Here is a 19155-nt window from a genome sequence, read left to right on the forward strand (position 1 = left end):
GTTCATCAGCGGTAGCACCTCTTTCAAGCTTGTCACTGGTCCATTAACCTGAGATGACATGACCGTGACTGCCCGATGTCCTGCGCTGCGAACCTAGCGCGGGCGGATACTGGAAAGGTGGCGGGTCACTGCCAGCCATGCTCCTAACCAGCCCAATAGTGTACTGCAAGATAGCAGAATTGTAGAGCCCGTCACATCCAGCTGCGGCAAAGTGAAGCTGGCGCCATAGCTGGCTGCCAGGGCCGCCACTGGCAGCGATAGCCAGTGATTTCCCAACCCCAGCAACCCGAGTGCAATCACGCCTCCCCCAATGCCGTACCAGGCACCACTGTAGAGAAATGGCCGCCTGACAAAGGCATGGGTGGCCCCCATGAGCATCACCACCTCGATCTCGCGGCGACGACTTTCCACCGCCAGGCGTATGGTGTTGCCCACCACCAGCAAGACGCCAAAGCCGAACAGAACGCCCAGCGCCAGCGCCACCCGGCGCCCCAGCTCGGCCAAATGGCGCAGCCGCTCCACCCAGGCCAGATCGACACGAACTTCGTCTACGCCAGTGAGGGTTTCGAGCCGATGGGCCAGCTCCGCCATGGCATCGGGGTCGACGCTTTGCGGTGCGATCACGATGCTGGTGGGCAACGGGTTGTCATCCAGCCCCGCCAAAGTGTCATCGATACCCAGCGACTGCTGGAATTCGGCCATGCCCTCTTCCGGGCTGATCATGCGTGTCTGCGCCACGCCTTCGTCTGCCACGACCGCCTCTTCTATGCGCGCCGCCTGCGCTTCGTCCACGGCAACGTCGAGGTAGACCGTCAGCGTCGCGCTTTCATCCAGCTCGGTATTCAGCAGGCGAGCGCTATCCAGCGTCAGCCAGAGCGCGGCCGGGAGTACCAGCGCAATCGCAATGGCCAGCATGGTCAGCAGGTTGCCCAGCGGCTGGCGCACCAGCCGGTAAAGGCTGTCGATGGCCATGGCACGATGGTGCCTGCCCCAGGCGCGCAGGCGACTGCTGAAACGCGTCTGCTGCGAACGCGCGCCCTTGCGTGCTGGCGCTTCGCTCGGTGAAGGCGGGGTGGGTGCAGCGCGTTTGGCTCGCGGGGCAGCGCCACCTTGGCGCGGCGTGGCAGGATGGCGAGGTGTCGAACGCTTCATAAGGCTCCCTCGTCACCCACCAGACGACCATCCTGCAAACGCAGAATGCGGTGACGCAACCGGGCAATCAATGCCAGGTCGTGGCTGGCGATCATGATGGTCGTGCCAATCCGATTGAAATCCTCGAAGAGCCCCATGATATCCGCCGACAGCTGTGGGTCGAGGTTACCGGTGGGCTCATCCGCCAGCAGCAAGGCTGGCTTGTTGACCACAGCCCGCGCAATGCCCACCCGCTGCTGCTCACCACCAGAAAGTTCGATGGGCAGCGCTTTTTCGCGATGCAAGAGGCCTACCTTGTCGAGGGCGGCACGCACCCGCCGGGCGGCCTCTCGTGGCTCGACGCCCTGGATTTCCAGCGGCAGCGACACGTTGTGGAACACGCTGCGGTCGAACAGCAGCTGGTGGTCCTGAAACACCACGCCAATCTGGCGGCGGTAGAACGGCACCTGACTGGGGTGCAGCTGGGCAATATCGTGCCCCGCCACCACCACCCGGCCCCGGCTAGGAGTTTCAAGACGCATGATGAGCCGCAGCAGCGAACTTTTGCCCGCCCCCGAGTGGCCGGTCAAAAAGACCATTTCGCCTCTGGCCACGCGGAAGTTCAGGTGCGCCAGCGCATCAAAGCGCCCTCCATAGCGCTTACCCACATGCTCGAAGGCAATCATGCGCGGCCATCGTCTCCCTGGCGGTCAAACAGTGCGTTGACGAAATCGTGGGCATCGAAGGGGCGCAGATCATCCAGACCTTCACCCACGCCAATGAACCGGATGGGCGTCTCCAGCTGTTTGGCCAGCGCGAAGATGATGCCGCCCTTGGCGGTACCGTCCAGCTTGGTCAGCGTGATGCCACTGATCGGCACCGCTTCATTGAACGTGCTGGCCTGGGAGATGGCGTTCTGGCCCGTGCCCGCATCCAGCACCAGCATGACCTCGTGGGGTGCAGTGTCATCCAGCTTCTGCATGACACGGTGCACCTTCTTGAGCTCTTCCATCAGGTGGCTCTTGTTATGCAGCCGCCCGGCCGTGTCGGCAATCAGCACGTCCACCCCTCGGGCCTTGGCCGCCGCCACCGCATCGTAAATCACCGATGCGCTGTCCGCGCCAGTGTGTTGAGCAATCACCGGAACGCTGTTGCGCTCGCCCCAGACCTTCAACTGCTCCACGGCGGCCGCTCGGAAGGTATCCCCCGCCGCCAGCATGACGCTCTTGCCTTCGCGCTGAAAACGCTGGGTGAGCTTGCCGATGGTGGTGGTTTTCCCCACGCCGTTGACCCCCACCACCAGAATGACGAAGGGACCTCCATTGGCGCTCTGGACATCCAGCGGCGTGGAGACCGGCCCCAGCAGCGCTGCTAGCTCTTCCTGCAAGCCGCGATACAACGCCTCCGGGTTGTTCAGCTCCTTGCGGGACACCCGCGCTTCCAGGCGCTCGATGATCTCGCTGGTGGCTTCGATGCCCACATCGGCCATCAACAGCTGGGTTTCCAGGTCTTCCAGCAGCTCGTCATCGATATGCTTCTTGCCCAGAAACAGATCGGCCAAGCCATCGGTCAGGTTGGCGCGGGTCTTGCCCAGCCCCGACTTGATGCGTGCAAACCAGCCCTTTTTCTCGCCCTGCTCGGCCACCGGCTTCTCTTGTAGCGCGGGCTTGACTGGCTCTGGCTCTGGCTCTGGCTCTGGCTCTGGCTCTGGCTCTGGCTCTGGCTCTGGCTCTGGCTCTGGCTCTGGCAGAGTATGTTCCACAAGCTCACTGTGCACCGGCTCTTCGTCCTGGGGCAGCGGCGCCTCTTCTTCGGTGGCTGGCGGAGATAGCGGCTCATTCAGCGCCTTGGCACTGGCAGGCGGCACCTCTGGCGCGGCCTCTTCCGCCGCGGGAGCCGGTGTGTCACGCGCGCTGACGGGGGGCTCAGCGCCTAGCGACGGATCCTGACTTTCCTGCGGCTCCTGCTGGGAGTCGTGCTTTTTCTTGCGTTTGAAAAAACCGAACATAAGGGTCATCCGACTGAATAGGTGAACATTGCGATTATCCTACCACCGCAGGCCAAGACTTTGGATAAGTTGCCCGCTACAATCCGCGTCATGAAACGACAACGCTCCTCTCGCTCAACGCCTCGCGGCGCCTCTGCATCCCGTGGCACGACTCGGCCACCGGGAAAATTGCGCATCATTGGTGGTGACTACCGCCGCCGTTTGCTGCCGGTACTCGACCAGCCGGGGCTGCGCCCCACGCCGGACCGGGTGCGTGAAACCCTGTTCAACTGGCTGGGCCAAGCGCTTTACGGCCAGCGCGTCCTCGACCTGTTCGCAGGCACCGGTGCGCTGGGTATCGAAGCGCTCTCCAGGGGGGCGGCTGCCGTGACCTTCGTCGAGCGCACCCCGGCGGTGGCGTCACTCATCGGCGACAATCTGGCCACTCTGGGCACCCTCAAGGGCCACGTGGTGACCCAGGAGGCGCAGGCATTTCTCGCCCAGCCCGGCGACCCCATGGCGTTGGTGTTTCTCGACCCCCCCTTCCACCAGGGGCTGGCAGCACCTTGCTGCGCCCAACTGGAGGCAGGCGGCTGGCTGGCCGACGACGCCATGATCTATCTCGAAACCGAGCACACGCTGACCCCGGAAGTCCCGGCCAACTGGCAGTTGCATAGAGAAACCCGAGCGGGTGAAAGCGTTGCCCGACTCTATCGTCGCGGGCCTGCGTAAAGCGCTTGCCGACGACTCGCCGCAGCGTTACGCTCGGCGCATCGACATCGTTCTTCATTCCCATGTCGGCAGGCCGCTGCCTGCCGATCGTCACCGGAGGTAGGCATGAGCCTGGAGCTTTTCAATCAGTTGGAGCAGAAAGTCACCGACACCGTCGAGGCGTTGGAGATGATGAAGTTGGAAAACGAAGAGCTTCGCAATGAAAACAGCCAGCTGAAGCAGGAGCGCGAAGAGTGGGAACGTCGCCTGCAGGGTGTCCTCAGCAAGTTCGACGGTATCGAAGGGGGCAGCGCCTCTTAAAGCAACGACCGCGACATCAGCAGCGCATCTTCTCGCCCGGTCGCCCCTTCAGCGGCCGGGTAGTAGCCTTTACGGCACCCATCCTGTGCGAACCCCGCCCGACGATAAAGCGCGATGGCCCGCTGGTTGCCAGCGCGCACTTCCAGCAATAGCCGCTCGGATGACCACTGCCTGGCAACGGCCACGCAGGCGTCCAGCAGCTGCCTCCCCACTCCTTGCCCCTGTGCCTCAGGGCTTACGCCAATGGCCTGCAACTCGGCATCGAAGGGCAGCCTGACCAGCAGCGCATAGCCCAGCAGAACGTCCTCTTGCCAATACCCTGCTACCCAGGCTTGCTCGCCCTGCAGCGCTGCCAGCAACTGAGCGCGACTTGCTCCGCTGCGCGCCTGCGCTTCGAGCGAGCACACTCCTTCGGCGTGCTGGCCGTCAAGCCGAGTGATCATGCGGGCTCCACTGCTGCCCCAATGCCACCAACCGTGGCCACAGGGCACGTTTGGCCCCGGCCTGCTGCATCAGTGCCGACAATCCTGGCGCCTCCCATACCGGCAAGGACAAGCTGCGGCTACGCCCATCGGTCAGGGCCATCACCTGCGCCATGGCCGATGCCTCGGCGGCATCGCTCGCGCCCCACCAGAGCACGTTTTCCAACGCCCAGCCCTGACGGCTGGCCGCGCCGGAGACGAAGGCAGCCAGACCTTCCTGGGCTTCTTCCAACGGGTCCTCTGGGGTAAATGCGGTGGCCATCGGCGGCCATTTGAAAGTGACCACCGATGGCAGCTCGCCTTTCAAAAGGCCCGCCCCACGCAGCATATTGGCCAACAGCTGCTGCTCGGGAGGCGACATGTCGCCTTCGCACAGGCTGAGCCAGCGGCCACCGAGACAGACGCAGGACAGGCTGAACTCCAGCGGTTTGGCCACTGCCTTGGGGGTCTCGGGTACGGCATCATCTGACGCTTGCGGCGCTGGCGTTTCGACAGGTTGGCCACCCAGCAGCGCGCGCACCGCCTGGGGGGCGGCATGGGAACTGGCAGGCGCGGGGGCGCTGGCCTCTGCCGCAGCGGGCCGTGGGCGCGGCGGCGGAGCATCGTCCAGCAGGGCGTGCAGGCGCTCGCGCGGCGGCGCCTTGGCAGGGGCGTCTTCCCATTCACAGGCTTGCGTGGGGAGTGCGTTGGGCAGTTGATAGCGGGAGGCCCAGGCGGTAATGCCCATGGCCTCCAGATAGTGCCTTCGCGCGGCCTCCGGTGTCACTTTTCGCCGCCACGACAGTTGGGCGAATCGGGGCGCGCACCGCCCCGTGCCTGCCACTCGGTGGGCGTGTAGAGGTGCAGCGCCAGGGCGTGCACCGGCCCCGACAGCTCATCGGCCAGCAGCGCATAGATCTGCTGGTGGCGTTTCACCGGCATCATGGCTTCGAAGCTGTCGCTGACCAGCGTGACCTTGAAATGCGTTTCAGAGTTGGCCGGCACGTTGTGCATGTGGCTTTCGTTTTCGACCTGGAGCAGTTCAGGGGTCAGCGCCGCCAACTTCTGCTCGATCTGTGTCTGTATCGCCATGGGGCGTTCTCCTTCTGTCCGCAACGCCACCATTGTACGCCCTTACTTGCCAGCCGACGATGCCCGCCGCGCCAATAACGCCTGCTGCGCCACGCGAATACGCGACAGGCTGGCCAGCAGCGCCAGAACCGTGGTGGCCGCTCCCAGCCAAAGGGTCAGCTGAACGGGCGCCCCTAGCGCCAGGGCAGCCCCCACCAGGGCCACCCCGAAAGACTGCCCGACCGTGCGCATGGTGCTCATGACCCCCGACACATTGGCGCTACGCTCCGGCGGCAGGCTGCCCATCATTTCACGGTTGTTGGGGGGCTGAAACAGGCCAAAACCGATGCCGCACAGCGCCGTGCGCCACAGGCTTCCCGCCACGCCAGTGCCTTCATCGACCTGCGCCAGCGCCACCAGCCCGATGATCAGCAGCACCAGGCCCGTGCTCGACAGCAGGCTAGGATTGATACGGTCTGCCAACCTGCCCGCCAGCGGCCCCACCAGCATGATGGCCAGCGGCCACGGGGTGAACAGCCAGGCCGTTTCCAGCGGTGAAAAGCCCATCTGCTCCTGATAGAAAAACGACAGCGCCACGAAGGTCAGCCCTTGGCCGATAAACGCCAGCCCAGAAGCCGACACGGCCAGGGTAAAACGCTTTTCGGCAAAGACGCTCAGCGGCAGCAGCGGATAAGGAGCGTGCCGCTGACGGCGGATAAACAGCCCGCAAGCCAGTACGGCCAGCAGTGCCCATCCCCCACTTTGCCACAGGGGCGCAGCGTGCCCGACGGCGTCCATGGCCACGAAGAAGCTGGCCAGCATCAGCATGGAGTAGAGCGCACCCAGGGTATCGAAGGCGCCCTGCCGGGGAATATCGCGTGGCAAGGCCCGGCCCGCCAGCCAGAGCGAGCAGAGCCCCAGGGGCACGTTCAGCGCAAACAGCCAAGGCCAATCGGCGAACGACAGGATGACGCCACTCAAGGTCGGGCCTGCCGCGTAGCCCCCGGCCACCACCAGCGCACTCAAACCGAGCGCGCTGCCCAACAGCCGCGACGGGAAGATGGCACGATAGAGCGATGGCCCTATGGAGAGAGTGGCGGCAGCGCCCAGCCCTTGCAAGGCGCGAAACACCAGCAATGACTCCCACTGGCGGGATAACGCTGCCCCCAGCGAGGCGGCCATGAAGAGGCCAATGCCAAACAGATACAGTCGCCGCCGTGTGACCAGCTCACTGATACCGGCAAACACCAGCAAAAAGGCGGCGCATACCACTTGAAACAGGTTGGTGATCCAGACGGCCCGAGACGCCGGGATATCCAGGTCGGCGGAAATCGTCGGTAACGCCAGATTGATCATGGTGGTATCCATGACCGCCATCAAGGTACCAGTCACCAAGGCCAGCACGGCCAGCCGTCGCTCTGGCCCGGGCAGGCCGTCGTCACCGGGGCGAGTTTCGAACAGTCGCATGGTCATCACTTCCTGACCCCCCCTCTGAAACGGCGAAACCGGCCGAAGCCGGTTTCACAGTGCGCTTACGCTAAAAATAATAGCACGCTAATCTTGTTCGTTGTCGAGCAGCAGGGCATCGTCAACGTCAGAGATCTCGAGGGCCGTCTCGTCATCCAGGTCGATGGCCAGATAGCTGTGCTCGACGCGCAGGAAATCTTCGAACAGCGCCCAGTCGAGTTTTTCGGGCCACTGGCGCTCATCCTCTTCCCAGGCGCGCAGCTCGGTTTCCAGAATCTCCACGTGCCGGTCGCGGACAAACGTCTCCAGCGCCTCCGGGGTATCCATTTCGGGAATCAGATACACCGTGCTTTCACGCTCGACGTCGGCCAGGGTCAGGTCGTCGTCTCCCATGGTGGGTTCGAGCGCATTGATCCAGTCCACGAAGGTCTGGGTCGGCCTGACGCTCAAGGCAGAGCGATTTAGCAGTTTCATGGGATTCTCCTCGCCGTCGAAACGTTGACCATTATGGGCGCTAAATCGCGCCCTTACCAACTTTTCGTCCGCTAGCGCCACATTTAACGTCAATCAACTTCGGGACGCATCGCCGGGAATAGCAGCACGTCACGAATGGAGGGGCTGTCGGTGAACAGCATCACCAAGCGGTCAATGCCGATGCCCTCGCCCGCCGTGGGCGGCAGGCCATACTCCAGGGCGCGAACGTAGTCGGCATCGTAGTACATGGCTTCCAGATCCCCGGCGTCTTTTTCGGCTGCCTGCTCACGGAAACGCTCCGCCTGGTCTTCGGCGTCGTTCAGCTCCGAGAAGCCGTTGGCGATCTCGCGACCACCGACAAAGAACTCGAAGCGGTCGGTGACGAACGGGTCGGCGTCGTTGCGGCGCGCCAAGGGGCTCACCTCGGCGGGGTATTCGGTAATGAACGTGGGCTGGTCGAGCTTGTGCTCGGCCACTTCCTCGAAGATCTCGGTCTGCAGCTTACCCAGGCCCCAACTCTCTTTCACCTTGATACCAAGCTTCTCGGCAGCCGCGCGAGCAGCGTCCAGCGTCGCCAGGTCGGCCTCGGTGATACCGTCACCGTGATCCAGAATCGCCTGGCGCAGGGTCAGGCGCTTGAAGGGCTGGCCGAAGTCGTAGCTGGCCCCCTGGTAGGTAAGGGTGGTGGTGCCCAGCACTTCCTGGGCTGCCGTGCGCAGCATGGCTTCGGTCATGTCCAGCAGGTCGCGGTAATCCGCGTAGGCCCAGTAGAACTCCACCATGGTGAACTCCGGGTTGTGCCGAGTGGAGAGCCCTTCGTTACGGAAATTGCGGTTGATCTCGAACACTTTCTCGAAACCACCCACCACCAGACGCTTCAGGTACAGCTCGGGCGCGATGCGCAGGTACATGTCGATGTCCAGCGCATTGTGGTGAGTGATGAACGGGCGCGCCGCCGCACCGCCGGGGATCGGCTGCAGCATCGGCGTTTCCACTTCCATGAAGCCACGGGCTTCGAAGAAACGGCGCATGGAGCTGATCACCGCCGCGCGGGTTTCGAACACCTTGCGCGACTGCGGGTTCATGATCAGATCCACGTAACGCTGACGATAGCGGGCTTCCTGGTCGGTCAGGCCATGGAACTTGTCCGGCAGCGGGCGCAAGCTCTTGGTGAGCAGCTGCGCTTCCACCATCATGACGTAGAGGTCGCCCTTGCCGGATTTGTGCACCGGGCCGCGGGCCGCGACGATATCGCCGATGTCCCAGCCCTTGATGTCCTCCAGCACGTCTTCCGGCAGCCCTTTCTTGTCCACGTAGAGCTGAATCTGGCCAGCCACGTCCTGAATCACGATAAAAGGACCGCGTTTGCGCATCACGCGACCGGCCACCGACGCCTGATGATCCAGCGCTTCCAGCTCGGCTTTGTCTTTCTCACCCAGCAGGTTGTGCAGCTCGACGGTGAGGCTGTCGCGGCGGAAATCGTTCGGGAAAGCGCTCTTGCCCTGCTCGGCCGCTCGCTCACGGCGGGCCGCCAGCTTGGCACGGCGCTCGGCGATCAGGTGATTTTCGTTATCGAGAGAAGACGCGTCTTGGTTGGCCATCGGGCACCCTATTTCTGTTCAAACGCTAAAAAGATTACAAACCCTGCTTCAGGCTGGCGACGATAAACTGATCTAAATCCCCGTCGAGCACCTTGTCGCAGTTGCTGGATTGAACGCCGGTGCGCAAATCCTTGATGCGCTGATCGTCCAGTACGTAAGAGCGAATCTGGCTGCCCCAACCGATATCGGCTTTGGAGTCTTCCGCTTCCTGCTTGGCCGCATTGCGCTTTTGCATCTCGTGTTCCCACAGCTTCGCCTTCAACTGCTTCATGGCGAAGTCGCGGTTGGCGTGCTGGCTGCGCTGATTCTGGCATGCCACCACAATGCCGGTGGGCTCGTGGGTGATCCGCACCGCCGAGTCGGTGGTGTTGACGTGCTGACCACCCGCACCGCTGGAACGATAGGTATCGACACGCAGATCCGATGGATTGATCTCGACCTCGAAGCTGTCGTCGATTTCTGGCGACACAAAGACGGAGGCAAACGAGGTGTGGCGACGGCCGCCAGAGTCGAAGGGGCTTTTACGCACCAGACGATGGACGCCGGTTTCGGTACGCAGCCAGCCAAAGGCATGGTCACCCTGAATATGCAGCGACGCCGACTTGATGCCCGCGACTTCCCCGGCAGAGATTTCGATGATCTCGGTCTTGAAGCCGTGGCTTTCGGCCCAACGCAGGTACATGCGCAGCAGAATGTTGGCCCAATCCTGAGCTTCGGTGCCGCCCGATCCTGACTGAATATCCAGATAAGCATTGTTCTCGTCCATTTCTCCCGAGAACATGCGACGAAATTCGAGCTTCTCCAACGCGTCTTGCAGTCCAGACAGTTCCTTGCGGACTTCCTCGACCGTGGCCTCGTCCTCTTCCATCTCGGCCAGCTCCAACAGGTCGCGGCTATCCGCCAGGCCCTGTTCCAGCTCGTCGATGGTGGCCACAATGGCTTCCAGGGAGGCACGCTCTTTGCCCAGCTTTTGAGCATAGTCTGGATCGTTCCAGACGTTGGGGTCTTCGAGTTCGCGGGATACTTCTTCTAGCCGATCTTTACGCTCGGCATAGTCAAAGATACCCCCTAAGAACGTCTGTCCGCTCAGACAGGTCCTTGATCTGGTTGTGAATCGGGTTGGTTTCCAACATGGATCGCCCTAGCCTTGGTCGGTAAATAAAGCTCGCTGACGCGGGGTCGCCTCGCGCCGCAAAAGAGACAGTCGCCGTTGGGACGGCCTGGCCACTTGAGACGGTGCCAGCCACCCCAACGGCGACATTCTGGCAGGCATTGTAACCAAACCCGCTGCCAATCGCACCCACCCTGAGAAAGCAAAAAACCCGGCCGAAGCCGGGTCAGTCGATCAGTAAGCGCGAGCCGTTACATCAGAACCGGTAGGTCAGCTGAGCACCGAAGCCATGGGCTTCGTTCTTGTAATCAGCCGAGTAGGAGGATTCTACCCCGCCCTGAACAAGCTGCCCTGTCGCAGGGTTGAAAAGCGGATCTCCTCGGCTTTGATCAACCTGCGTGCTGCGCTCCGTTAAGTAAGAGTAAGCAAAATCCAGGGTCAAGTCTTCAGTGGGACTCCAGCCTGCGCCAATGGAAAAGATCCGGCGATCATCCGATGGAATACGAGCACTGCGATACTGATCGCTTGTAGGAGTGAAGTCCAAGGTAATGCCAGCTCGCAAAGCAAGCTGAGGATTGAGCTGATACTCCCCTCCGAGCGCATAAGCCCAGGCATTTGAATAGCCTTGTTGCTCCTGCGTAATCGGCACACCGCCTAAGTCATTCGGATCATCAACACGTATCTCATTGAAGCGACTCCAGCGAGTCCATGACGCACCCGCCATAAGTTTTAGTCGATCACTCATTTCTTGAGTAATCGAGAGGTTGATGGTCTCAGGCGTAGTAAGATCGAGAGTTGCATCTCGATTCAAACGATCAGGAGCAACCGCGTTCACGATACCGGTAGGGTCAGTAGCGCGATAATTACCTGTGAGCGTGTAACTTACCTTCGAGCGGTAGGTAAGCCCCATCGTGGTTTCAGGAACTGGCTGATATATAACACCAAGGTTATAGCCCCAACCATCATCGTCGCCTTCAACTCGTGCATCCAAGTCTGCAGCAGAGCCAACTGGACTGAATGGGTTTGCAACCTGTCGATGCAGTTCACCATCCACACGGTTATACGTTACACCTGCACCAACAGCCCATTGATCATTGAAGCGATATGAAACAGTAGGCTGTGCACTTACAACCGTCAATTCGGTATAGTTTCCCAAGTTACGTCCAACAAAACTGCTTTCATACTCTGTCTTAGAGCCAAAGGGAGCATATACACCAAAACCGAATGCTAGGCGATCATTGACAGGCTGTGCATAAAAGGCAAATGGCACAAGAGTGCCAGGCACTATGTCGCCATCCGATGAGCCGGTGATTTCCACAGGGCCCATGCCAAAATCACGACTGGCACTTGCATTGTCGATGTCTGTACTAACATTTAGGTAGGTTCCCCCAACCGTCACCTGAGCACGGTCCAGGAACGACATACCCGCAGGGTTACCGAACACGATGGTGGCGTCGTTGACGTTCGAGCTACGCCCAGCATGGCCATACCCCTGCCCACTGACGCTCTGCTCGTTAATCTGATATCCGCCTGCATTAGCTTGGCTTGCAAAGGTAACTGCTGCAACCGCGGCCGCGAGGGTTAATTTCTTGAAGTTATTATGCATTGTGGGCCTCTCTCCCGATGATCCGGCGGACGGTGCCATCCATCCGCGTTGTTCCTACACCTCAGTTTTCGCCCAATGCTTGGTTTGGTTCAAGTGCAAACGAGCGTTTTATTTTATTTTCCGCCTATACATTAGTCGTACGATCGTTTTAAATCAGTGTTTTAGTCATTTCGACTGAGTCGATCACGGCCACTTGACCTATGGGTTACCCAAAGGTTTTACACTACAGTTTGAACATTTACCGCCAATCGGGGGGGAGGTTATGTCGTTAAGCGATTTAAAAGTTGGCGAGCTTGCCAAACGCGGTCACGTCACTGCTGAAACCGTCCGCCATTACACCCGAGAAGGGTTGCTATCTCCCCAACGCCATCCCGACAACGGTTACCAGCTCTACTCCACCACCGATTTGGAGCGTCTGCACTTTATTCAGCGGGCGCGCAAGCTGGGGTTTAGCGTGGCGGAAATCCGTGACATCCTAGCCCATGCCGACCAAGGCGACTCCCCCTGCCCGCTAGTGCGCGATCTGCTTGCCCACCGGCTGCCGCAAATACGCGCGCGGATTGCCGAGCTAGAGGCACTTGCCGAGCGTATGGAGCAGGCGCTGGAGAGCTGGCAGGCCATGCCCGACGGCACCCCCGATGGCCACAGCCTGTGCCGCTTGATCGAAAGTTTTCCCGAGGAGGCAGCATGCAGCGTGACACCGAGCAAACCGTGATGCTGATACGCACCGTGCCGGGTATGAACTGCCAGGGCTGCGTTAAGCGCATGCGGGAAGCGATTCTCGCCGAGGACGCCACTGCCGAGGTAACCGGCTTCCCAGCCGACAAACGCCTGGAGGTCACCACCACCCTGAGCATGACGGCTCTGGATGACGCCCTGGCACAGGCAGGCTACCCCCCCAGCGAGCTGGCCCCGCCTGCTGTTGACGACACCAAAACCGAGGCCGAAGGTAACGACTCGACGGCAGCGGCCCACATGGCTGACACGCCACGCTCCCACCAGGGCAGCCAGCGAATACGCCTGGCCATCACCGGCATGACCTGTGCCAGCTGCGTCAAAAGCGTCCAGAAAGCCTTGGAACGCGCACAAGGCGTGGATACGGCCAGCGTCAATTTCGCGACCCATACCGCTCAGGTATTTGGCCACGTCGATGCAGCGACGCTGATGGCCGCCGTCGATGCCGCAGGTTACCGCGCCGAACCGATTGTCGATATGCGCGCCGCCGAAGAGACGCGTGCAGAACAAGAAGCGCGGCTCTATCGAACGCGCCTGAAGGGGAGTGCGTACTCACTCGCCTTGGCGCTACCGCTCATGCTCGGCATGTTTGTCTATCACCCGCACCCGGTGGGGATGGGGCGCTTGTTCTGGCTGGTGATTGGCCTGCTCACCCTGGCCATTCTGGTCTTTCCTGGCCGCCACTTCTTTGTGAATGCATGGAAGAACCTCAAGCATCATCAAGCCAACATGGACACCTTGGTAGCCATGGGTACCGGCACCGCCTGGCTCTACTCCATGGTGGTAGTGGCCTTTGCCCCCTGGTTGCCTGAGGTGGCGCACGGCATCTATTTTGAAGCCTCTGCCATGGTGATCGGCCTGATTCTGTTGGGCAATGCGCTGGAGCTCAAGGCCCGCGGCCGCACCAGCAACGCCTTGAAACGCCTGCTGGATCTGCAAAGCCGCACGGCGCGGGTGGTGCGCGATGATGAAGAGCAAGAAGTCGACCTCGACGCGGTCCGTCAAGGCGACCACATCCGCGTACGCCCTGGCGAGCGCCTGCCGGTGGATGGCAAGGTACTGGAAGGCGAGAGCCATATTGATGAGTCCATGCTCACCGGAGAGCCGCTGCCTATCAAAAAGCGCGTGGGGGACGACGTCAGTGCCGGCACCGTGAACGGCAAAGGCAGCCTGGTCTACCAGGCCACCCGCGTCGGGGCCGATACACGCCTGGGGCAGATCACCGAGCAGGTGGCCAGTGCACAGAACTCGCGCCCGCCGATTGGCGAGCTGGCCGACAGAATTTCGAGTATCTTCGTGCCCTCGGTGATGATCATTGCCGTGCTCACTGCGCTGGCCTGGTTCAACCTGGGCGCCGAGCCTCGGATGATCCACATGCTGGTCACCGCCACTACCGTGTTGATCATCGCCTGCCCCTGCGCGCTGGGCCTGGCCACACCGATATCCACCATGATCGGCGTGGGCAAGGCCGCTGAACAGGGAGTACTGGTCAGAAACGGTGAGACCCTGCAAACCGCCAGCAAACTCACCACCCTGGTGGTGGACAAGACCGGTACGCTGACCGAGGGCAAGCCCAGCGTGACAGACGCCGAGATACTGCATGGCGATGCCAACACCGCACTCGGCTATGTCCTGGCACTAGAGCGCCGCTCGGAGCACCCGCTCGCCGCAGCATTGACCACCTATGGCGAAGCAGCGGGTGCCAAGGCTACTGAGATTCGCGGCTTCGATAGCGTGACCGGGGGCGGAGTCAAGGCGTATACCGAGGATGGCCGAACGCTGCTGCTGGGTAACGCACTGCTGCTCGTCAACGAAGGCGTCGATCTGACGGCTGGACAGGCCATTGCCGGCCCACTGGAACACAAAGCACGCACACTGGTGTATCTGGCGGTGGACGGCCAATTGACCGCCCTCTTCGGCATCAGCGACCCGCTGCGCAGCGATGCCAAAGCGGCCATCGCGCGACTTCAGCAAGAAGGCGTCAACGTCATCATGCTGACAGGAGACCACTCCCACGCTGCTGCTGCCGTTGCCCGGGAAGTGGGCATCGAGGAGTACCGTGCGGGGCTATTACCAGAAGACAAACACGCCGAAATCGAGCGCTTGCAGCAAGCGGGAGAGATCGTTGGCATGGTGGGCGATGGCATCAACGATGCCCCGGCTCTGGCGCGCGCCAACGTGGGCTTTGCCATCGGCCAAGGCACCGATGTCGCCATCGAAAGTGCGGGAATCACCTTGATGCGCGGCTCGCTGCACGGGGTCGCAGACGCCATCGCCATCAGCCGAGCAACGCTCACCAATATCAAGCAGAACCTGGTGGGCGCGTTCGGTTACAACGTGCTGTGCATTCCTGTCGCTGCTGGAGTGCTGTACCCGTTCACCGGCATGCTGCTCTCGCCCATGATTGCCGGAGCCGCCATGTCGCTCTCCTCCATCACCGTGGTGAGCAACGCCAACCGCTTGAGACGCTGGCGCCCGCCCACTACCCTGTCGCCACAGGAGCCACGATCATGAACCTGCTGGTAAACCTGATAGGCCTTGCGCTGATCGCGGCCATCGTCTGGTGGTTCTGGGGCAGCACGCCACGCTGAGCAAGGCATCAGCTCACGCCGATGTAACGTCCTGGCTTATGGTTCAATGCAATGATCAGGTTGAGCGTCAGCGCGCCGAGCACCGAGTAACCCACTCGGTCCAGCGGGAGCTGGGTCAGGGCGATGAGCAGAATGACGGCGTCGATTCCCAGCTGCACAAAGCCTGCCCGCAGGCCATGCTTGTCTTGCAGGTAGAGCGCCAGAATGTTGATGCCGCCGAGGCTGGTACGGTGGCGAAACAACATCAGCATGCCGATGCCCATCAGCGCGCCGCCCATCACGGCGGCGTACAGCGAAGGGACGCTTTCAAAGCTGACCCAGCGCTGGGTCAACTCGGAAAATAGCGAGACCAGGCCAATGGCAACAAAGGTGCGCAGCGTAAAGCTCCACCCCATGCGTTTGATCGCCAGATAGTAAAACGGCAGATTGATGGCAAAAAACCAGACGCCAAACCCCCACCCCGTTACATAGTTCAGCAACAGCGCGAGCCCTGCGGTGCTACCGGTGAGCAGCACCGCGTGGGTGTAAAACGTCACCCCCAGCGCCACAAACAGCGTGCCCAACAGCATCGCCATGATGTCTTCGTAGGGCTTGTGGGGGTCCTTGGGAAGATCTTCCATGCGCATGAGTGCGTCCTTTTTAGGATTATTAGAGCGGCCGCTTAAGCGGCCAAGGACGCGAGGATAGCGGAGAGCATTAAACGGGGCTAGCGTGCTCCACCATCAGCTGCAGCGACTCGCGTCCCCGCCAGCGGTTGCGGTTGAGCTTGTACGCGCAGTGCAGCGTGTCGCCCACGCTAAACGAGGGCAGCTCCCCCGGCGTAAGCGCGCGAAACCAGATCGCCTTGCTGGTCACCGCTCCCATGGAGAGCTCCATCATTAGGTGTGAGCCCTCCGCCCCAACGGGGCGTAACGCCTCGACGATAAAGCGCCCTTCGAACAGCGGCGGATCGAACTCCCGCCCGTAGGGGCCCAGGGTCTCGATCTCTTCCAGCGTGGCCAGGCTAAGCTGGGCCGTCGAGAGCTCGCCATCGGTCCACAGACGCGGGTAGAGCGGTGTATCGCCTAACTGCTCGCTCACCGCCTGCAAAAACGCCGTTTTGAAGGTATCGAGCTGCTCCCGCGGCACGCCGACGCCTGCGGCACCACTGTGCCCACCGAAGCGCGGCAGCGCCTCGGGTGCAAGCTCGAAGGTGCGCTGCAGGGCATCCCTTAGGTGCAGCCCCTCGATGGAGCGCCCAGAGCCGGTGAGCATATTGGGTGCCGCTGCCCGCGTCAGCACCACGGATGGACGCCCGTAGGCCTGCACCAGCCGCGAGGCGACGATACCCTGCACGCCGGGGTGGCCATCTTCCAGCAGCACCACGACGGCAGGCTCGTTGGCCTCCAAGGCAGGTGCGGCGAGCGCCCGCGCCTCCTCGGCCATGTCCGCCTCAATCGCCTTGCGGGACTGGTTATCCTGGTCCAGCACCTCAAGCTGCCGGTTCGCGACGCCGTCGCTCTCGGCCAGCATGAAGTGCAGCGCCGCGTAGGGGTCGTCCAATCGCGAGCGAGCGTTGATTCTCGGCCCCATCTGAAACGCCAGTGTTTCGGCATTGAAGGGTACGCTGTCAGCCCCTAAGCGCGCGGCCATGGCTCGCCAGCAGGCGGCATCCATACGGTTGATAAGCGTTAAGCCGTAGCTCACCACCGCACGGTTGGCAGGGCTTCCACCCAGCGAGACACAGTCCGCCACGGTACCTAACGCCACGTAGGAGAGCCACGGTGAGAGCTTCGGCGTGGCCTCCGGCAATACGCCCCACTCCACCAGTACGCCGCGGGCGAGCGACATCAGCAGCCACGCCACCATGCAGCCCGCAATGGTTTTATCCGGGTAGTGGCAGTCGCTGCGGGTCGGGTTCACGCAGGCATACGCCGAGGGCGGTGGGCCTTCCAGGGGCAGCGCATGGTGATCACTGACCACCACATCGATACCGGCTGCTTTCAGCCGCGCAATGCGCGGCTCGTCAGAACTGCCGCAGTCGGCGGTAATCACCAGCGTCGGCAGCGGTTTTAAGCTCAGCGTTCGCTCCACCAGCGGCAGGCTGATGCCGTAGCCGTCGTGAATACGGTGGCCAATCAAGCTGTGCAGCTTGTGCTCGGGCACGCCAAATAGCTCGACCAGCGTACGCCGAATGACCACGTGGGAGGTGATGCCGTCCACATCGTAGTCGGTCAGAATACCGATAGACTCGCCCTCGGCGACCGCTTGAGCAATGCGCTCCGCCGCACGACGGCCATCGGCGAGTTTTTCAGGATGCACGAGATAGCGCAGGCTCGGTGACACCAGCGGCGCAAGCTCCCCGGTATAGCCGGGCAGCCGCGAGGCCAACAGCCGCGCCTGCAGCTCGCTCAGTCCTTCTGACTGGGCACGTAAATAGACAGCCTCGTCCAGGGGACGAGGCTCTAGGCGGGGATGGTGACTCTGCTGAGAAAGGGGTGACACCTGGGTCATATCACCTCAGCGGCGGTTGTCAGCAACGAACTGCTGGACCGCGCTCAATTCGGCGGGCAACACCGTGTAGCGCTCTTCGCGCTCCAGCAGGTCGTCCATGTGGGTCGGCAGCGGTACGCCTTGGAAGCCCGCCTTGACCACGGCTTCGGCAAATTTCGCCGGGTGGGCGGTGGCCAGGGTGATCATCGGCGTGGTGGTATCCAGACGCGCCCGCTCCGCCGCTCGGTAGCCGGTAGCCGTATGCGGATCAAGAATTTCCCCGGTGCGATGATGCGCTTCTCGAATCACTTCCAGGATCGTCTCGTCATCGACGCTGTAGCTGGCGAACTTCTCGCGCAGCTTGGCCAGCGGCGCATCGGCAAGCGCGGTGGGCGCTTGCTGGAAGCGCTCCAGCAGGGCGGCCACGGCGGCCCCGTCGCGGTCGTAGGCATCGAACAGCAGGCGCTCGAAATTGGACGACACAACGATATCCATAGAGGGGGCCAGCGTGGCAGCCAGCTCCTTTTTGGAGAAGTCGTTGGCCGCCAGGGTACGATGCAGAATATCGTTGGCGTTGGTGGCGATGATGAACTGCTTCACCGGCAGGCCCATCTTGTAAGCCATATAGCCTGCAAAGACGTTGCCGAAGTTGGCCGAGGGCACGCAGAAGCTTACTTCCCGCTGCGGTGCGCCCAGCGCTACCCCGGCGGCCACGTAGTAGACGATCTGGGCCATGATGCGCGCCCAGTTGATCGAATTCACCGCCACCAGCCGCGTGCCGTTCAAGAAGTCTTGATTGGCAAAGCTGGCTTTCACCATCGCCTGGGCATCGTCAAAGTTACCTTCAATGGCGATGTTAAAGACGTTATTTGCCAGCACCGAGGTCATCTGGCGGCGCTGCACTTCGGAGACGCGGTTGTGGGGGTGCAGAATGAAAATATCCAGGTTGTCGCAGTGGCGGCAGCCTTCGATGGCCGCCGAGCCAGTATCCCCGGACGTGGCGCCCATGATCACCGCACGCTCGTCACGCTTTTTCAGGAAGTGATCCAGCAGCCGCCCCAGCAGTTGCAGTGCCACGTCCTTGAACGCCAGCGTGGGGCCGTGGAACTGCTCCAGCAGGAAGTGGTTGGCATCCAACTGTTTTAACGGCACCACCGCGTCGTGGTTGAACGTGGCGTAGGCATCGGTGACCAAACGTCGAAAGGTATCGTCATCGATTTCACCGTTGACGAACGGCTTCATCACCCGAAAGGCGATCTCGGCATAGGAGAGCCCGGCCATGCTGGCCAGCTCTTCACGGCTGAAGGTCGGAACGGTTTCCGGCACGTAGAGGCCGCCGTCGCTGGCCATGCCGGTGAGCACGACTTCCTCGAACGAGAGCGCGGGGGCCTGACCGCGAGTACTGACGTAGCGCAT

At 61.8% G+C, this 19155-nt stretch carries 18 protein-coding genes; 4 read left to right on the forward strand and 14 right to left on the reverse strand.

Annotated elements, in window-relative coordinates:
* Positions 1 to 93 precede the first annotated feature (93 nt).
* From ftsX to ftsY, 3 genes are read right to left on the reverse strand one after another with little or no spacing between them, the layout of a single operon-like run.
* Positions 94 to 1152 (reverse strand): permease-like cell division protein FtsX, encoded by a 1059-nt coding sequence (ftsX, locus tag RVM27_RS06285; RefSeq protein WP_039182312.1) that lies wholly within the window; start codon positions 1150 to 1152, stop codon positions 94 to 96.
* The gene (ftsE, locus tag RVM27_RS06290) at positions 1149 to 1817 is read right to left on the reverse strand and encodes a cell division ATP-binding protein FtsE (protein WP_016916020.1); all 669 of its coding nucleotides are present in this window, start codon (positions 1815 to 1817) and stop codon (positions 1149 to 1151) included. The genes ftsX and ftsE overlap by 4 nt, the downstream gene beginning before the upstream one ends.
* The gene (gene ftsY / locus RVM27_RS06295; RefSeq protein ID WP_498957592.1) at positions 1814 to 3139 is read right to left on the reverse strand and encodes a signal recognition particle-docking protein FtsY; all 1326 of its coding nucleotides are present in this window, start codon (positions 3137 to 3139) and stop codon (positions 1814 to 1816) included. The genes ftsE and ftsY overlap by 4 nt, the downstream gene beginning before the upstream one ends.
* Positions 3140 to 3229: 90 nt before the next feature.
* Between ftsY and rsmD the strand changes: the two genes are divergently transcribed.
* Together rsmD and RVM27_RS06305 are read left to right on the forward strand one after the other, a co-directional pair.
* On the forward strand, positions 3230 to 3850 hold the full coding sequence (rsmD, locus tag RVM27_RS06300; RefSeq protein ID WP_189463761.1) for a 16S rRNA (guanine(966)-N(2))-methyltransferase RsmD: 621 nt from the start codon (positions 3230 to 3232) through the stop codon (positions 3848 to 3850).
* Between the two features lie 105 nt (positions 3851 to 3955).
* Entirely contained in the window at positions 3956 to 4150 is a 195-nt protein-coding gene (locus RVM27_RS06305; RefSeq protein WP_016916017.1) for a cell division protein ZapB, read from the forward strand.
* On the opposite strand, the gene rimI is transcribed toward RVM27_RS06305, so the two are convergent.
* From rimI to RVM27_RS06345, 8 genes are all read right to left on the reverse strand, one after another.
* Positions 4147 to 4593: a ribosomal protein S18-alanine N-acetyltransferase gene (gene rimI / locus RVM27_RS06310; protein ID WP_287808014.1), complete on the reverse strand. Its 447-nt coding sequence runs from the start codon at positions 4591 to 4593 to the stop codon at positions 4147 to 4149. The two genes, RVM27_RS06305 and rimI, sit on opposite strands and share 4 nt — an antisense overlap.
* Complete coding sequence (locus RVM27_RS06315) at positions 4577 to 5398, reverse strand: hypothetical protein (protein WP_498957593.1); 822 nt, start codon at positions 5396 to 5398, stop codon at positions 4577 to 4579. The genes rimI and RVM27_RS06315 overlap by 17 nt, the downstream gene beginning before the upstream one ends.
* Positions 5395 to 5703, reverse strand: a complete 309-nt coding sequence (locus RVM27_RS06320) for a BolA family protein (protein ID WP_039183366.1) — start codon at positions 5701 to 5703, stop codon at positions 5395 to 5397. Before RVM27_RS06320 ends, RVM27_RS06315 begins: the two co-directional genes overlap by 4 nt.
* 42 nt (positions 5704 to 5745) lie before the next feature.
* Positions 5746 to 7149 carry an MFS transporter gene (locus RVM27_RS06325; protein WP_498957594.1) on the reverse strand — a complete coding sequence of 468 codons (1404 nt, stop codon included), beginning with the start codon at positions 7147 to 7149 and terminating at the stop codon, positions 5746 to 5748.
* 87 nt (positions 7150 to 7236) lie between these two features.
* Complete coding sequence (locus RVM27_RS06330; protein WP_016916012.1) at positions 7237 to 7623, reverse strand: hypothetical protein; 387 nt, start codon at positions 7621 to 7623, stop codon at positions 7237 to 7239.
* 89 nt (positions 7624 to 7712) lie between these two features.
* Positions 7713 to 9224, reverse strand: a complete 1512-nt coding sequence (gene lysS / locus RVM27_RS06335) for a lysine--tRNA ligase (protein ID WP_498957595.1) — start codon at positions 9222 to 9224, stop codon at positions 7713 to 7715.
* Between the two features lie 34 nt (positions 9225 to 9258).
* Positions 9259 to 10357 (reverse strand): peptide chain release factor 2 gene (gene prfB, locus RVM27_RS06340; protein WP_498957596.1). Its coding sequence is split into 2 segments (ribosomal slippage): positions 9259 to 10281 and positions 10283 to 10357, totalling 1098 coding nucleotides; the frame shifts between segments, so codons are not numbered across the junction.
* A gap of 234 nt (positions 10358 to 10591) precedes the next feature.
* On the reverse strand, positions 10592 to 11941 hold the full coding sequence (locus RVM27_RS06345; protein ID WP_498957598.1) for an OmpP1/FadL family transporter: 1350 nt from the start codon (positions 11939 to 11941) through the stop codon (positions 10592 to 10594).
* Positions 11942 to 12203: 262 nt separating this feature from the next.
* Here RVM27_RS06345 and RVM27_RS06350 point away from each other — a divergent pair, with 262 nt between their 5' ends.
* Together RVM27_RS06350 and RVM27_RS06355 are read left to right on the forward strand one after the other, a co-directional pair.
* Positions 12204 to 12656: a MerR family transcriptional regulator gene (locus RVM27_RS06350; RefSeq protein WP_498957600.1), complete on the forward strand. Its 453-nt coding sequence runs from the start codon at positions 12204 to 12206 to the stop codon at positions 12654 to 12656.
* Entirely contained in the window at positions 12629 to 15190 is a 2562-nt protein-coding gene (locus RVM27_RS06355; RefSeq protein WP_498957601.1) for a heavy metal translocating P-type ATPase, read from the forward strand. Before RVM27_RS06350 ends, RVM27_RS06355 begins: the two co-directional genes overlap by 28 nt.
* Positions 15191 to 15275: 85 nt before the next feature.
* Here RVM27_RS06355 and RVM27_RS06360 read toward each other — a convergent pair whose 3' ends face one another.
* The 3 genes from RVM27_RS06360 to thrC all read right to left on the reverse strand — a co-directional run bounded on the left by RVM27_RS06360 (position 15276) and on the right by thrC (position 19155).
* Positions 15276 to 15893 (reverse strand): YitT family protein, encoded by a 618-nt coding sequence (locus RVM27_RS06360; RefSeq protein WP_498957602.1) that lies wholly within the window; start codon positions 15891 to 15893, stop codon positions 15276 to 15278.
* A gap of 70 nt (positions 15894 to 15963) precedes the next feature.
* Positions 15964 to 17760: a single-stranded-DNA-specific exonuclease RecJ gene (locus RVM27_RS06365; protein WP_498957603.1), complete on the reverse strand. Its 1797-nt coding sequence runs from the start codon at positions 17758 to 17760 to the stop codon at positions 15964 to 15966.
* Between the two features lie 6 nt (positions 17761 to 17766).
* Positions 17767 to 19155, reverse strand: coding sequence for a threonine synthase (gene thrC / locus RVM27_RS06370; protein ID WP_498957604.1), 1389 nt, complete (start codon positions 19153 to 19155; stop codon positions 17767 to 17769).

Origin of the sequence: Halomonas sp. KM007, assembly GCF_050709225.1 — a bacterium.
GTDB lineage: Bacteria > Pseudomonadota > Gammaproteobacteria > Pseudomonadales > Halomonadaceae > Vreelandella > Vreelandella hamiltonii.